Below are 15,012 nucleotides of genomic sequence, written 5' to 3' on the forward strand. Positions count from 1 at the left end.
ACAATGATGGTATTCTTCTAGTAGAATATTCGGTTTTGGAGGATGATTATGAAGTTTCGCCGCAGTGAACGTTTGATTGATATGACTAATTATTTGCTGGACCATCCTCGCCAGTTAGTGCCACTCACGTTTTTTGCAGAACGCTATGCTTCTGCCAAGTCTTCCATTAGTGAGGATTTAGCGATTGTGAAGGATACCTTTGAGCAGAGAGGAATTGGAACGTTAAAAACAATTCCCGGTGCCGCTGGCGGTGTGAAATTTTTTGTAAAGGTTAGTAAGGACGAAGCAAAACCTTTTGCCGAGGAGCTTTGTCAGTTAATTGCCGACCCGGAGCGGCTTTTACCAGGGGGCTATTTATATCTTACTGATATATTGGGCAATCCCCAGATTGTTCAACAGGCCGGCAGAATTATTGCGTCAGCCTATGTGGATACAAAAATTGACGTGGTTATGACTATTGCAACAAAAGGGATCCCTCTTGCTTATGCAGTAGCCAGTCAATTAAATGTTCCGGTAGTTATTGTAAGAAGGGACAGTAAGGTAACGGAGGGGCCAACGGTAAGTATTAATTATGTTTCGGGCTCCGCTAAAAGAATACAGACCATGGTTTTGTCTAAACGAAGCATGAAGCAAGGTTCAAATGTTCTCATTGTCGATGATTTTATGAAAGCCGGCGGAACGGTAATGGGAATGATTAGCATGCTCGAAGAATTTGATGCAACCTTAAGCGGAATTGCAGTTCTAGTTGAGGCCGAAAAAACAGAAGATCGGCTAGTGGATGAATATTTATCACTTGTGACATTATCTGATGTTGATATAAAAGATAAAAACATCAATGTTCACATCGGAAACTATTTTAAAGAGTAATGGAGGAGATCGCATGAAAGAAGTTCAAACTAATCAAGCACCCGCAGCCATTGGTCCTTATTCCCAAGGAATAGTCGTAAATAATATGTTCTTTAGTTCTGGACAAATTCCGTTAACTGCTGAAGGAACGATGGTTAATGGTGATATTAAGGAACAAACGCACCAAGTTTTTCGCAATCTCCAAGCCGTTTTGCAGGAAGCTGGGGCTTCATTTGAAACCGTAATCAAGGCAACGGTTTTTATCAAAAGTATGGATGATTTTGCTGCTGTTAACGAAGTTTACGGAGAATATTTTTCAGCACATAAACCGGCCCGTTCCTGTGTAGAGGTGGCTAGATTACCAAAAGACGCTTTAGTTGAAATCGAAGTGATTGCGCTCGTTAAATAAACGGGCGTTTTTTTGTTGATATTTGGAGAATAAATAGATAAATAGTACCCTAATTTTTGCTAAAACACGGAGCGAATTTCCAATTGTTCACCATTTTGACCTAAATTTTCAAAAAAAATTTAAATAATTAGCAGGAATCAATAAAACTTTGTTGAATTTAATAACTAGCTTTTTATCAATATGAAAAGGGTGTGAGCAAATGGAAGTAACTGACGTAAGATTACGCCGTGTCAATACCGATGGACGGATGAGGGCAATCGCTTCAATTACATTAGATAATGAATTTGTTGTCCACGACATTCGTGTTATTGACGGGAATAACGGTTTATTTGTCGCTATGCCAAGTAAACGTACACCTGATGGTGAATTTCGTGACATTGCGCATCCAATTAATTCAGGAACGCGCGGTAAAATTCAAGAAGCTGTTTTGGCTGAATACCACCGCCTAGGTGAATTAGAAGTAGAATTTGAAGAAGCCGGAGCTTCCTGAGGATTTGAACAACTAGGGCCTTTCTTCTGAGTAAGGCTCTTTTTATTGTTTAAAATATTTTGTCCCCAGTAAAATTGCCCGTATCATCCCTCTTTTTTAAAAATTTTTGCAATAGCATGTGCTCTCCTCTCCTTGAAATGATATCCCATTTACGTTAATATTTTTAATGGATAAAGTGAAACTTCAACGAATGGGGGTTCTTTTCACCCTCACTAAATGATAGTTGAACAGAATCGGACATTTATAGGCAATTGACCAGTGGTCTTACTGCCCGTTAATGTGGGGAAAAAAGAGCTTATTGGAGGACTGTTCATGTCTAATCGCTTTGCTGTGATTTTAGCCGCAGGGCAAGGAACGCGGATGAAATCAAAGCTTTATAAAGTGCTACACCCGGTTTGTGGTAAACCAATGGTTCAACATGTGGTCGACCAAGTGAACAAATTGAATACACAGGAAATAGTTACGATTATTGGCCACGGTGCGGAGATGGTAAAAGCGGAGTTAGGGGATGCAAGCCACTATGCCTTGCAGGAACAGCAGTTGGGTACTGCTCATGCCGTTAGACAAGCACAAGAGATCCTCGAAGGTAAACAAGGCATCACGCTTGTTGTTTGTGGGGATACCCCGCTCATCCGATCAGAGACAATGGAGTCGCTATTTAAACAGCATGAAGAGTCAAAGGCAAAAGCCACGATCCTTACAGCGAAAATAGAAGATCCTACTGGCTATGGTCGGATCATTCGAAATGAAAATGGTCATGTCGAAAAAATTGTGGAACATAAGGATGCGTCTGAAGCAGAGAGACAAATCAACGAGATTAATACAGGGACATATTGCTTTGATAATATTGCCTTATTTGAAGCATTAAAAAATGTTTCAAATGATAATGTTCAAGGTGAATACTATCTGCCGGATGTTATTGAAATCCTTAAAAAGCAGGGAGAGGTCGTTGCAGCATACCAAACTCCTGATTTTGAAGAGACACTTGGAGTAAACGACAGGGTTGCGTTAGCAGAAGCCGAACGGATTATGCGTCATCGTATTAATGAAATTCATATGCGTAATGGCGTAACCATCATCGATCCAGCTAATACCTATATTGAGGACCAAGTCACCATAGGCCAAGATACCGTTATTTTTCCAGGGACGAGCATTAAAGGGAATTCAGTGATTGGATCCGAATGCCAAATTGGACCAAACTCTGAAATTGATCAATGCCTAGTTGGGAACGAAACGGTGATTCGTCAATCGGCAGCTTTCGCTAGTTCCATTGGTTCGCGAGTCAATATAGGCCCATTTGCACATATTCGCCCAGACTCTGCCATTCATGATGACGTAAAAATTGGGAACTTTGTTGAAATTAAAAAAGCTGTGTTCGGAAATGGAAGTAAAGCTTCCCATCTTAGCTATATTGGCGATGCCGAAGTAGGGGATAATGTCAATATTGGCTGTGGATCGATAACGGTAAATTATGACGGTAAAAATAAATTCCTGACCAAAATTGAGGATGATGTTTTTATCGGCTGCAATTCCAATTTAGTTGCACCTGTGACAATTGGAAAAGGAGCCTATGTTGCTGCAGGTTCTACGATCACCAAAAATGTACCGGGAAATGCTTTGTCCATTGCACGGGCACAACAAGTAAATAAAGATAATTACGTTGATAAGCTAAATTTGAAGAAATAAGCGGAGAATTCCAGGAGGCCTGAAATGTCTAATCAATATTTAGATCCAAATTTAAAAGTGTTCACTCTTAATTCAAATATCCCTTTAGCTCAAGAAATTGCAAAGGTAATTGGAGTTGAACTTGGAAAGTGCTCAGTATCAAGGTTTAGTGACGGAGAAATTCAAATTAATATTGAAGAAAGTATCCGTGGCTGCGATGTCTACGTCATTCAGTCAACCAGTCAGCCAGTTAATGACAACATCATGGAATTATTAATCATGATTGATGCGTTAAAGAGAGCATCAGCCAAGACGATTAACATTGTTATGCCATACTATGGCTACGCACGTCAGGATCGAAAAGCAAGAGCACGGGAGCCAATTACTTCAAAATTAGTCGCAAACCTGCTTGAAACAGCAGGAGCTACTCGCGTGCTTACCCTTGATTTACATGCACCACAAATTCAAGGATTCTTTGATATTCCAATTGATCATTTAATGGGTGTTCCAATTCTTTCCGATTATTTTTGCGATAGGGAATTAGACGGTGATATCGTTGTCGTTTCTCCAGACCACGGTGGTGTTACCAGGGCCAGAAAGATGGCTGAACGCTTAAAGGCGCCTATTGCCATTATTGATAAACGTCGCCCAAGACCAAATGTGGCAGAAGTTATGAATATTGTTGGTAATATTGAAGGCAAAGTGGCTATTCTGATTGATGATATTATTGATACAGCGGGTACTATTACTTTGGCTGCCAACGCATTGGTTGAAAACGGTGCAAAAGAAGTATATGCATGCTGTACACATCCAGTATTGTCAGGACCGGCAATTGAAAGAATTCAAAATTCAAAAATTAAAGAATTAGTCGTTACAAATTCCATTGCTCTTCCGGAAGAGAAGAAAATTGAGAAGATTTTCAGCCTTTCTGTAGCACCGCTTATTAGTGAAGCGATTATCCGGATTCACGAAGAACAATCTGTCAGCACTTTGTTTGATTAATTAAAATAGAAAAATGTTTAGACCTTCCTATTTTGGGGAAATTTTATATAGAAGAATGAAATAGGAAGGTGACATTTTATGACAGCTGTTTTACATGCACAAGAACGAAAAGATCTACCAACTTCAGAATTAAAGAAGAATAGACGAAACGGAAATATACCTGCCGTTATTTATGGGGCAAAGGTTGAAAGTAAACCTGTATTTATCAGTTCGGCGGATTTAACAAAAACGATTCGAAGCGTAGGCAGAAATGGAATTATCTCGCTTGATGTAAATGGAAGCAAACAAGATGTAATTTTATCTGACTATCAAGAGGATTTTATAAAAAAGGAAATTATCCACGTTGATTTTCTTGCGGTTGATAAGTCTTCAAAAATTACCGTTGATGTGAGACTCGTCCTTACTGGTGAAGCGGAAGGGGTAAAGGATGGCGGGGTGCTCCAGCAGCCAGTTCATCAACTTTCTATTACAGCCGTTCCTGACCAGATTCCACAGCAAATTGAGATGGATGTAACGAGTCTAAAGGTTGGGGAAACCTTAACCGTTGCGGATATCCCTTATCAAGGTGAATTTACCTTTAATCATGAAGAAGGGGAAGTCATCGCCTCGATTCTTCCACCGAAGCAGGAGGAAGAAATTAATGCTGGTGAACAGCAAGAGGGTGGTCACCCTGATAATGAAGAAGGCAGAGAAACTGAACCAGTGGGTAAAGAATAGCAGCAGACGTAACCTAAATCAGGTTACGTCTTTTGTCGCATAAAGTTAGCTAGTTCAAAAGAATCAACTCTTAAACAGGAGAGGCAAATGTTTCGAAATCTATTTACCAGGCGGGCAAAACCGGAAGAGGTGGGGAATATGAAATGTATCGTAGGCTTAGGAAATCCGGGAAAGCCCTATGAACATACCAGACATAATATCGGATTTGATGTAATTGATGAATTATCCAAGCGATTTTCCATTCCGCTCAATCAGTCAAAATTAAAAGGGTTGTATGGAATGGGTATTTATAAAGGGGAAAAAATCCTGTTATTAAAGCCGCTTACTTATATGAATTTATCAGGTGAATCTATTCGAGCGGTTATGGATTATTATCAAATAGACATTGAAGACTTCCTTGTCATTTATGATGACCTAGACTTGCCCGTGGGGAAAATTCGTTTGCGGCAAAAGGGGAGTCCTGGTGGACATAATGGTATTAAATCAACAGTCGCCCATTTAGGAACACAACAGTTTAATCGAATCCGCGTTGGCATTGATCGTCCTCAAAATGGCATGAGTGTTACCGATTTTGTTTTAGGGAAATTTTGGCAGGAAGAGCAGGCTTTCATCAACGAGGCTATTTTAAAAAGTTCTGATGCTTGTGAGGCGTGGTTAGATAAACCGTTTTTACAGGTGATGAATGAGTATAATGCTTAATCTGTTCATGCATGATACGGGCTATCGATTCATACAATGAAGCAAAACCCGCTAAAATGGAACTATGAATAAGTTCCTCCCATTAGGTACATACTAGTATCGAACTCTTAGAGTGGGGAGGGACAGGCATGGCTATCCATTATTATTGCCGTCATTGTGGAGCAAAACTTGGCTCCATCGAACAATCGTCCATTTATTCGGAATCTCTTGGTCTCCATACATTAACAGAGCATGAACGACAAGAAATGGTCACGTATGACACATCAGGTGATATTCATATTAAAGCCATTTGTGAGGACTGTCAGGAAGCTTTGGAGAGAAATCCCGATTATCATCAGTATGATTACTTAATCCATTAACATGAGCTTTGGACTAAACTCCAAAGCATTTTTCTATTTACATTCTTAACGATCAAATACATTTTTAGGGAGAGGAGGGCATAGTTTGAACGGGTTAAAATCATTATTTTTACAACAGGAAGATGTTCACTCCGTCATCGCCGGCGTGAATGAAGGTTTAAAAGAGCAGCTAATTGCCGGCTTATCGGGCTCATCAAGAACGGTACTGACGGCAACCATCTTTGAAAAAATGAAAAAGCCGATTCTGCTTGTAACCCATAATCTATTACAGGCACAAAAACTATACGATGATATTGCCAATCTAGTAAATGAAAAAGAAGTCTTTTTATTCCCGGCCAATGAATTAATTGCTGCAGAGCTTAGTATCGCCAGCCCAGAATTAAAAGCCCAACGGATTGAGGCGTTAAATTACTGGAGTCAGCACCAGCAAGGAATTTTAATTGCCCCCATTGCCGGTTTAAAGAAAATCCTTCCGCCAAAATCACTATGGAGAAAATACCAACTTTCATTAAAGCTAGGAGAAGACATTGATATTGATCAAATATTAAATACCTTTGTTCAAATGGGTTATGTTCGATCGGAAATGGTATCAACTCCTGGTGAGTTTAGTGTACGAGGGGGAATTATTGATATTTACCCCCTAACCGAAGAGAATCCACTTCGGATTGAGTTATTTGATACAGAAATAGATTCAATTCGCTATTTTTCATTAGAGGACCAGCGATCAAAAGAAAAGATTTCCGAGATAATGATTGGACCGGCAACAGAGGTGTTATTGGAACCGGAAAATTATAGCCTGATGATTGACAAACTTGAGGATGGGCTGGCACAAAGCCTAAGAAAGCTGAAGGATGACAAGGCAAAGGTTCAACTATCTCAAAATATCAGTTATGAGCTGGAACAGTTGAAGAATGGCCAGAAGCCTGAACAAGTCTACAAATACCTATCATTAGGATACGAACATGCTAGTAGTTTAGTAGACTACCTTCCAACTAATGGGCTGGTCATAATTGATGAAATCAGCCGAATTAAAGAAATGAACGATTCGCTTGTCAAAGAAGAGGCAGAATGGTATACAGGCTTGCTGGGTGAAGGTCAGATTATTCATGATGTTCATATTTCTCATGATCTGTCCGCTCTTTTGCAAAAAAAGGAACATCCTGTTCTTTATTTATCCTTGTTTTTACGTCATGTGGCTAATACAAGTCCGCAAAATATCATTAATGTATCCTGTAAGCCGATGCAAAACTTCCATGGACAAATGCATTTGCTGAAATCTGAAGTGGAACGCTGGAAAAAAGGCCATTATTCCATTGTTTTCTTAGGCCCCGATGAAGAACGTGTTAAAAAATTAGAAAGAGTCCTTGAGGATTATGAAATAGAGTCGTCTATTGTTTCGGCCGACCAACAGCTATTACCTGGTAAGGTTCAAATTATTAAGGGGAACCTTCAGGCAGGTTTTGAGCTTTCCATTCAAAAAATTGCGGTTATTACTGAGGAGGAACTCTTTACTAAGCGTTTAAAAAAATCAGCCGGCCGACAAAAATTATCTAATGCTGAGCGGATTAAGAGTTATTCAGAGCTTAAAATAGGTGATTATGTTGTCCATGTAAATCATGGGATTGGGAAATATATTGGAATTGAAACACTAGTGATTAACGGCGTTCATAAGGATTATCTTCATATTCGCTACCAAGGAACAGATAAACTGTACGTACCGGTCGATCAAATAGATTTGGTCCAAAAGTATGTGGGTTCTGAAGGAAAGGATCCTAAAATTTATAAGCTGGGCGGTAGCGACTGGAAAAAGGTTAAAAAGAAGGTTCAATCAACAGTTGAGGATATCGCGGATGATCTAATCAAATTATACGCTGAGAGGGAAGCAGCTGTCGGCTACGCCTTTACACCTGATGGGGATATGCAAAGAGAGTTTGAGAGTTCCTTCCCTTACCGTGAAACGGATGACCAGATAAGGTCCATTCATGAAATTAAAAAGGATATGGAACGGCCTCGTCCAATGGATCGCTTATTGTGCGGTGATGTAGGCTATGGAAAAACGGAAGTGGCGATACGTGCTGCCTTTAAAGCCATTGCTGACGGGAAACAGGTAGCTTTCTTGGTACCGACGACTATATTGGCTCAACAGCATTTTGAGACATTAAGAGAAAGATTTCAAGATTATCCGATTAATATTGGCTTATTAAGCCGATTTCGTACTAAAAAACAACAGGCGGAAACGATGAAAGGGTTGAAGGCGGGAACAGTAGACATTGTCGTTGGAACCCATCGTTTGTTATCAAAGGATATTGTTTACCGTGATATCGGTTTGTTAATCATAGACGAAGAGCAGCGCTTCGGTGTAACCCACAAAGAAAAGATAAAGAAGTTAAAGACCAATATTGATGTATTAACTTTAACGGCAACACCTATTCCAAGAACGCTTCATATGTCGATGCTTGGGGTAAGGGATTTATCTGTCATCGAAACACCGCCGGAAAATCGTTTTCCTGTGCAAACATATGTAATGGAGTATAATGGATACTTAGTTCGGGAGGCCATTGAGCGTGAGTTGGCCCGTGACGGACAAGTTTACTTTTTATATAACAGAGTGGAAGATATTGAACGCAAGGCTGAGGAAATTTCGATGCTGGTTCCAGATGCCCGGGTCGCCTATGCTCATGGAAAAATGACAGAGAATGAATTAGAATCTGTTATGCTTAATTTCCTGTCAGGTGAATTTGATGTGCTTGTAAGTACAACGATTATTGAAACAGGGGTCGATATTCCTAATGTTAATACACTGATTGTCCATGATGCGGATCGTATGGGTTTGTCACAGCTGTATCAGCTGCGTGGTCGCGTAGGACGTTCCAATCGTGTGGCTTATGCCTACTTTACTTATCGGAAAGACAAAGTGTTAACGGAAGTGGCAGAAAAGCGACTTGAGGCAATTAAGGAATTCACCGAATTAGGCTCAGGTTTTAAAATTGCGATGCGGGATTTAGCGATTCGTGGTGCCGGTAATTTGCTAGGTGCCCAGCAGCATGGATTTATTGATTCTGTCGGTTTTGATCTGTATTCACAAATGTTGAAGGAAGCGATTGAGGAAAGAAAAGGCGACCTTAAAGGTGAAGCGAAACCAACTGTTGAAATAGATTTGGAAATCGATGCTTATATTCCTGATTCTTATATTAAAGATGGTCATCAAAAAATTGAAATGTATAAGCGCTTCAGAGGAGCAGTGTCACTTGAAGACATTGAAGAACTTGATGCGGAAATGCAGGATCGCTTTGGTGAATATCCGGATGAGGTCGCCTATTTATTCCAAATTGCTGAATTGAAGGTATATGCCTTGCAAAATGGAGTAGAACAGGTGAAACAGATCAAGCAAGAAGTTACCCTCTTTTTAAATGAAGAGATCACAAACACAATAGATGGCAGTAAAATATTCCATATTGGTAACCAATTTGGCCGCTCCATTATTCCGGGAATGGATGGTAGAAGGCTTAAGATTGTGATCAATACGAAAGAATATAGTACAGCTCAATGGCTTCATATTGCTCTAGAAATGATTAAAGGAATCCCGATGGCAAAAAGAACCCAAGAGAATCCAGTTAATTAACGCTAAACCAAACAAATCCAATGTTGTTGTAACCATTTTTGGAATATTACCTATAAGAGAGAAAAAAAATTACGTTTGTGTATAGAACTTTCCAGATGAAAGATACTAAGTTCAAAGTTGGTAGCGATAAATAAGAAGGATTATCATTACCAAGTTGAAAATCATCAGATGAAAGTGAGGCAACATTGGATGAAAGCAACTGGAATAGTTCGTCGAATCGATGATTTGGGTCGTGTTGTAATTCCCAAAGAAATACGCAGAACTTTGCGTATCCGAGAAGGGGATCCACTAGAAATCTTTGTGGATCGGGATGGGGAAGTTATTCTAAAAAAGTATTCACCAATCAGCGAGCTAAGCGATTTTGCCAAGGAATATGCGGAAGCCCTTTTTGACAGCCTCGGAAATCCCGTGTTAATCTGTGATAGAGATACATTTATTGCCGTATCAGGCGGTTCCAAAAAAGAATATTTGAATAAAAATATCAGTGAATTAGTAGAAAAGACCATGGAGGAGCGTAATTCTGTCCTTACTACACAACAAGGCGAAGTCGCCTTGGTTGATGGCATGAACGAAGCAATGACTTCCTTTACAATTGGTCCGATTATTGCAAATGGAGACCCCATTGGAGCTGTCATTATTTTTGCAAAAGAAGGAACATTGGGTGAAGTGGAAAAGAAAGCAGTCGAAACTGCTGCTGGCTTTTTAGCCAGACAGATGGAGCAGTAGGCTGTATATTCAAATGCAAATGGAAAAAGGCAGCCAATGCTGCCTTTTTTAATGTTATAATACATGTTAGTTTATTTTGGCAGGTGAAGCCGGTGAATCCGTCAAAGGCTTTATTTAAAGGGGCCTTCATTTTAACAGTCGCAGCATTGATTACGAAAATCCTCAGTGCATTTTATCGAATTCCTTTTCAAAATATTGTTGGGGATATCGGTTTTTACATATATCAGCAAGTATATCCGTTTTACGGAGTCGCAATGGTACTCTCCACCACAGGTTTTCCAGTGGTCATTTCAAGGCTCTATGCAGAACAACGGGAGAAGAAGGCAGGGGGCTATGCCAGGTTGCTCCTCTATGTATCTTTTCTATACTTACAATTAATTGGATTTTTGTGCTTTTTGGTTCTATATTTTGGCGCCAGTACGATAGCTGGGTGGATGAATGATCCACATTTAGCGATTCTATTAAGAGTAGTAGCCATAGTCTTTTTACTATTTCCGATTGTATCGGTATTAAGGGGCTATTATCAAGGGATTGGAGATATGACTCCGACTGCTCTGTCCCAGGTTGGGGAGCAATCCATCCGTGTATTAACGATTCTGGTTTTATCCTATCTTTTTATCCAAAAAGGATATTCTTTATATTTTGTTGGTGGAGGGGCTATGTTTGGCTCCATTACTGGAAGTATGACAGCTGGGGTCATCTTGTTTATGTTTCTGCGATTTCGTAAAGACTGGGAAATAATCGGACCCAAAAAAGGCTTAGTAAGGCAATATTATGGGGAATCAAAAGAAATTGTAAAGGCCCTGACCTTCCAGGGACTGACTATATGCCTAAGCGGGATGCTGATGATTTTTATTCAAATGGCCGATTCGTTAAATTTGTATGCACAATTAACAGCAAATGGGTTGGCTCAAGATGCAGCTAAGGGATTAAAAGGGGTTTATGACCGCGGCCAGCCGCTGATTCAAATGGGAACAGTTGCTGCTACTTCCATGTCATTGACGTTAGTGCCGCTCATTACCCGAGAAAGATTAGCTGCAAAACCACAGTTCTTACATCATAAAATACAATTGGCGATCAAAGTCAGTATTGTAATAGGAGCAGGTGCTTCAGCAGGGCTATGGGCGATCATAAAACCGACCAATATCATGTTGTTTGAAAATGGTGCGGGATCCTCTGTATTGGGGATCCTCAGTTGGGTTATCTTTTTTACGTCCATGATTGCAACAATAACGGCCATATTACAAGGTTTGGGCAGTTTCCTTTTTTCAGCAGTTGCAGTGATAACCATATTCCCGTTAAAGTATGTACTAAATCTTGCCCTCATTCCTATACTAGGTATAAAAGGTGCCGCTGTTGCCTCACTTCTTTCTTTAGCGATCGTGACGATGATGTTGTTGCACCAATTAAAAAGACAGGTCAAAATTCCTTTAGTTACCCTTCGTTTCATGGTGGTCGTTCTTTTGGGTACTGCAGCTATGTACCTAGTTTTAAAGGAATACTTACTGGTTACCACGTTTATTACAAGGTTGTTTGATATGCATCGACTTGGTGCTGCTATTCAGGCGCTGAGCGCAGTATTAATCGGCGGATTCGTTTTTTTATTTATAATATTAAGAGGGGAAATATTCCACGAAGAGGATTTGGCTTATTTTCCACTAGGAAGTAAATTAAAATATTTTATCGCTCGAAAGGACCGATTCCAATAATGGCGAACAAAATTGAAATTGTAGGGTTAGGAGCAGGAGATCTTGAACAGCTTCCTGTTGGTGTATATAAGAAACTACTTCATTCCGGTCAGGTGTTTTTGCGAACGAAAGAGCATCCGGTTGTTGCTGACCTAGTGAGTGAAGGAATGCAATATGTTTCATTTGATGACATTTATGAGAAACATGAACAATTTGAAGAAGTCTATCAGGAAATTACCGAACTATTAATCAAAAAGGCGCAAGAAAATTCCATTATTTACGGTGTACCGGGGCATCCACTTGTGGCCGAGCGGACGGTGCAGCTGCTTTTAGCAGAAGGGCCCAAACAAGGTCTGGACATTGTCATTGGCGGTGGACAAAGCTTTTTAGATGCCATATTTGCTTCATTAAAGGTAGATCCGGTTGAGGGGTTTCAACTGCTTGATGGAACGGCACTACATAAAGACCAACTGATGGTTAATCAGCATATGATTATCAGCCAAGTATATGACCAATTTATTGCTTCCAATGTTAAGTTAACCTTGATGGAAAAACTGCCGGATGATTATGAAGTAACAATCGTAACGGCTGCAGGTAGCGATCAAGAAATAATGGAAACAGTACCGTTATATGAATTGGACAGAAATGTTTCTATCAACAATCTCACCTCTGTTTATGTACCTCCAGTGAAAGAAGAGACACTTTTATGGAAGGATTTCTCCAAGCTTAGAGAGGTCATTGCCATTTTACGTGGGCCGAATGGTTGTCCATGGGATAAAGAACAAACACATGAATCGTTAAAACCATACTTAATTGAGGAAACGTATGAAGTGATTGATGCTATAAATGAAGGGGATATTGATCATTTGATTGAAGAGCTAGGGGATGTCTTGCTTCAAGTGATGCTTCATGCACAGATCGGTGAGGATGAAGGCTATTTTTCTATTGAAGATGTGATTGAAGGGCTAGCCGCGAAGATGGTTCGCAGGCATCCACATGTGTTTGGTACGGGGATGGCTGACACCGCTGAAGAGGTAGTTCAGAACTGGCAGGAAATTAAGAAACAGGAAAAAGGCGGAGTGCCAGATTCCTTGCTAGATGGCGTTTCTAAGTCATTGCCTAAATTGTTGATGGCATTTGAGTTACAAAAAAAAGCAGCAAAAGTAGGCTTTGATTGGCAGGAAGTAACCCTGGCTTTAGAGAAAGTGAAAGAAGAGCTAGAGGAGTTTGTTCAGGAGCTAGATGGAACACAGGAAGGTCTTGCCAGAGCAAAACAGGAATTTGGCGATTTATTATTTGCCCTTGTAAATGTGGCCAGGTTTCTAAAAATGGATCCAGAGGAAGCATTGTATGAAACGAATGTAAAATTTATGCGGAGATTTCAGTATATCGAGAAAAAAGTCAAAGAAAGCGGGCGGGTCTTTAGTGATTTTACGCTTGAAGAACTGGATCGATATTGGGATGAGGCAAAAATAAACGGATTATAGGATGGGATGAACAGTATGCGTTTAGACAAATTTTTAAAAGTATCTAGATTAATCAAAAGAAGAACGTTGGCAAAAGAAGTATCGGATCAGGGTAGAATAGAAATTAATGGAAAAGAGGCGAAAGCCAGCTCTAATGTAAAGGTAGGAGATGAATTAACGTTACGGCTGGGTCAAAGATTAGTAACCGTAAGAATCGACCGAATTCAAGAGACGAGCCGAAAAGACGAAGCAGCCGAAATGTATACCATTCTTAAGGAAGAAAGAGTGGGCAATTTCGACGAAGGCATGCAATAATAGCGTTTTGACGTTCTAAATTACCTCTCAATCTCATAAAAATGTACAAGTACCTATGATTGAGAGGGATGTTAGATGAGTCAATTTTATGATAACAATCAACCAAAAAGTAGTGTTCCCGACCATGATGTCATAATGAGGGGGCGGAAGCTTCTAGATATTACCGGGGTAAAACAAGTAGAGAGCTTTGATACGGAAGAGTTTTTATTAGAAACGTCTATGGGGTTCCTAGCGATTAAGGGTCAAAACCTGCAAATGAAAAATTTAGATGTGGAGAAGGGGATCGTTTCAATCAAGGGGAAAATTTTTGATTTGGTCTATATTGATGAACATCATGGGGAGAAGGCTAAAGGCTTCTTTAGCAAGTTGTTCAGATGACCCTTTCAACACAATTCCTTACCATGATTTCAATGATTGGCATGGGGTCCTTATTTGGTGCCATGTTTGATACGTACCAAAGGTTTTTAAACAGGCCCAAGCGAAAAAGCTGGATTGTATTTATCAATGATCTGCTCTTTTGGATGATTCAGGCCCTGATTATTTTCTATGCGTTATTTGTCGTAAACAATGGGGAATTGCGTTTCTATATTTTTATCGCACTTATTTGTGGGTTTGCGGCCTACCAGAGTCTGCTTAAAGGTACTTATCTCCAACTTTTGGAATTAGTTATTAAAACAACCCTAACAATAGCACGATTAATAAGAAAGACTTTTCTGCTATTCATTTATAAACCTATCGTCTCGCTAATTCAGTTTCTACTATTCATCCTTTTATCACTTGGCAGTGGGTTGCTAACCCTTGTCAAATTAATTTACAAAGTGGTCGCTATTGTTGTTAAATTGATTCTTGGAATAATCAAGAAAATATTAATAATTTTATGGAAACTTTTGCCGAAAGGTCTTAAAAAATCCGTCGAGAAGTTATATAATAAAACGGCAGGAAATTTTAAGGGAATCGGGAATTATATAATTAAATGGGTGAATAAGTGGAAAAAACGAAAAGAGTAAG

15 protein-coding genes are annotated in these 15,012 nt (G+C 39.7%); all 15 read left to right on the plus strand.

Going from position 1 to position 15,012, the window contains the following annotated elements; genetic code table 11:
- The first annotated feature begins 48 nt into the window (after window positions 1-48).
- Window positions 49-867, plus strand: a complete 819-nt coding sequence (purR, locus tag ACI3K6_RS22410; protein ID WP_335477596.1) for a pur operon repressor — start codon at window positions 49-51, stop codon at window positions 865-867.
- A 13-nt stretch (window positions 868-880) separates the two neighbouring features.
- Complete coding sequence (gene ridA / locus ACI3K6_RS22415) at window positions 881-1,255, plus strand: 2-iminobutanoate/2-iminopropanoate deaminase (protein WP_435556559.1); 375 nt, start codon at window positions 881-883, stop codon at window positions 1,253-1,255.
- A 199-nt stretch (window positions 1,256-1,454) separates the two neighbouring features.
- Entirely contained in the window at window positions 1,455-1,745 is a 291-nt protein-coding gene (spoVG, locus tag ACI3K6_RS22420) for a septation regulator SpoVG (RefSeq protein WP_003347151.1), read from the plus strand.
- Between the two features lie 312 nt (window positions 1,746-2,057).
- On the plus strand, window positions 2,058-3,431 hold the full coding sequence (gene glmU, locus ACI3K6_RS22425) for a bifunctional UDP-N-acetylglucosamine diphosphorylase/glucosamine-1-phosphate N-acetyltransferase GlmU (RefSeq protein WP_435556560.1): 1,374 nt from the start codon (window positions 2,058-2,060) through the stop codon (window positions 3,429-3,431).
- Window positions 3,432-3,455: 24 nt separating this feature from the next.
- Entirely contained in the window at window positions 3,456-4,412 is a 957-nt protein-coding gene (locus ACI3K6_RS22430; RefSeq protein WP_435556561.1) for a ribose-phosphate diphosphokinase, read from the plus strand.
- Between the two features lie 78 nt (window positions 4,413-4,490).
- Entirely contained in the window at window positions 4,491-5,129 is a 639-nt protein-coding gene (locus ACI3K6_RS22435; protein WP_435556562.1) for a 50S ribosomal protein L25/general stress protein Ctc, read from the plus strand.
- A 138-nt stretch (window positions 5,130-5,267) separates the two neighbouring features.
- Entirely contained in the window at window positions 5,268-5,828 is a 561-nt protein-coding gene (gene pth, locus ACI3K6_RS22440) for an aminoacyl-tRNA hydrolase (protein WP_435556578.1), read from the plus strand.
- 128 nt (window positions 5,829-5,956) lie between these two features.
- Window positions 5,957-6,187, plus strand: a complete 231-nt coding sequence (locus ACI3K6_RS22445) for an anti-sigma-F factor Fin family protein (RefSeq protein WP_435556563.1) — start codon at window positions 5,957-5,959, stop codon at window positions 6,185-6,187.
- Window positions 6,188-6,272: 85 nt separating this feature from the next.
- Window positions 6,273-9,809: a transcription-repair coupling factor gene (mfd, locus tag ACI3K6_RS22450; protein ID WP_435556564.1), complete on the plus strand. Its 3,537-nt coding sequence runs from the start codon at window positions 6,273-6,275 to the stop codon at window positions 9,807-9,809.
- Between the two features lie 189 nt (window positions 9,810-9,998).
- Window positions 9,999-10,535, plus strand: coding sequence for a stage V sporulation protein T (gene spoVT / locus ACI3K6_RS22455; RefSeq protein WP_335477582.1), 537 nt, complete (start codon window positions 9,999-10,001; stop codon window positions 10,533-10,535).
- 92 nt (window positions 10,536-10,627) lie between these two features.
- Window positions 10,628-12,244, plus strand: a complete 1,617-nt coding sequence (locus ACI3K6_RS22460) for a putative polysaccharide biosynthesis protein (RefSeq protein ID WP_435556565.1) — start codon at window positions 10,628-10,630, stop codon at window positions 12,242-12,244.
- Window positions 12,244-13,710, plus strand: a complete 1,467-nt coding sequence (gene yabN, locus ACI3K6_RS22465) for a bifunctional methyltransferase/pyrophosphohydrolase YabN (protein ID WP_435556566.1) — start codon at window positions 12,244-12,246, stop codon at window positions 13,708-13,710. Before ACI3K6_RS22460 ends, yabN begins: the two co-directional genes overlap by 1 nt.
- 15 nt (window positions 13,711-13,725) lie before the next feature.
- The gene (locus ACI3K6_RS22470; RefSeq protein ID WP_435556567.1) at window positions 13,726-14,004 is read left to right on the plus strand and encodes an RNA-binding S4 domain-containing protein; all 279 of its coding nucleotides are present in this window, start codon (window positions 13,726-13,728) and stop codon (window positions 14,002-14,004) included.
- Between the two features lie 75 nt (window positions 14,005-14,079).
- Window positions 14,080-14,382, plus strand: coding sequence for a sporulation protein YabP (yabP, locus tag ACI3K6_RS22475; protein ID WP_335477574.1), 303 nt, complete (start codon window positions 14,080-14,082; stop codon window positions 14,380-14,382).
- Window positions 14,379-15,011, plus strand: a complete 633-nt coding sequence (gene yabQ / locus ACI3K6_RS22480; protein WP_435556568.1) for a spore cortex biosynthesis protein YabQ — start codon at window positions 14,379-14,381, stop codon at window positions 15,009-15,011. Before yabP ends, yabQ begins: the two co-directional genes overlap by 4 nt.
- The last annotated feature ends 1 nt before the right edge of the window (window position 15,012 follow it).

Origin of the sequence: Neobacillus solisequens, assembly GCF_051233465.1 — a bacterium.
Classification (GTDB): domain Bacteria; phylum Bacillota; class Bacilli; order Bacillales; family Cytobacillaceae; genus Neobacillus.

Bases quoted from the DNA above. Each gene is read 5' to 3' on its own strand.
- purR (WP_335477596.1), top strand. From the start codon at position 49: ATGAAGTTTCGCCGCAGTGAACGTTTGATTGATATGACTAATTATTTG.
- ridA (WP_435556559.1), top strand. From the start codon at position 881: ATGAAAGAAGTTCAAACTAATCAAGCACCCGCAGCCATTGGTCCTTAT.
- spoVG (WP_003347151.1), top strand. From the start codon at position 1,455: ATGGAAGTAACTGACGTAAGATTACGCCGTGTCAATACCGATGGACGG.
- glmU (WP_435556560.1), top strand. From the start codon at position 2,058: ATGTCTAATCGCTTTGCTGTGATTTTAGCCGCAGGGCAAGGAACGCGG.
- ACI3K6_RS22430 (WP_435556561.1), top strand. From the start codon at position 3,456: ATGTCTAATCAATATTTAGATCCAAATTTAAAAGTGTTCACTCTTAAT.
- ACI3K6_RS22435 (WP_435556562.1), top strand. From the start codon at position 4,491: ATGACAGCTGTTTTACATGCACAAGAACGAAAAGATCTACCAACTTCA.
- pth (WP_435556578.1), top strand. From the start codon at position 5,268: ATGAAATGTATCGTAGGCTTAGGAAATCCGGGAAAGCCCTATGAACAT.
- ACI3K6_RS22445 (WP_435556563.1), top strand. From the start codon at position 5,957: ATGGCTATCCATTATTATTGCCGTCATTGTGGAGCAAAACTTGGCTCC.
- spoVT (WP_335477582.1), top strand. From the start codon at position 9,999: ATGAAAGCAACTGGAATAGTTCGTCGAATCGATGATTTGGGTCGTGTT.
- yabN (WP_435556566.1), top strand. From the start codon at position 12,244: ATGGCGAACAAAATTGAAATTGTAGGGTTAGGAGCAGGAGATCTTGAA.
- ACI3K6_RS22470 (WP_435556567.1), top strand. From the start codon at position 13,726: ATGCGTTTAGACAAATTTTTAAAAGTATCTAGATTAATCAAAAGAAGA.
- yabP (WP_335477574.1), top strand. From the start codon at position 14,080: ATGAGTCAATTTTATGATAACAATCAACCAAAAAGTAGTGTTCCCGAC.
- yabQ (WP_435556568.1), top strand. From the start codon at position 14,379: ATGACCCTTTCAACACAATTCCTTACCATGATTTCAATGATTGGCATG.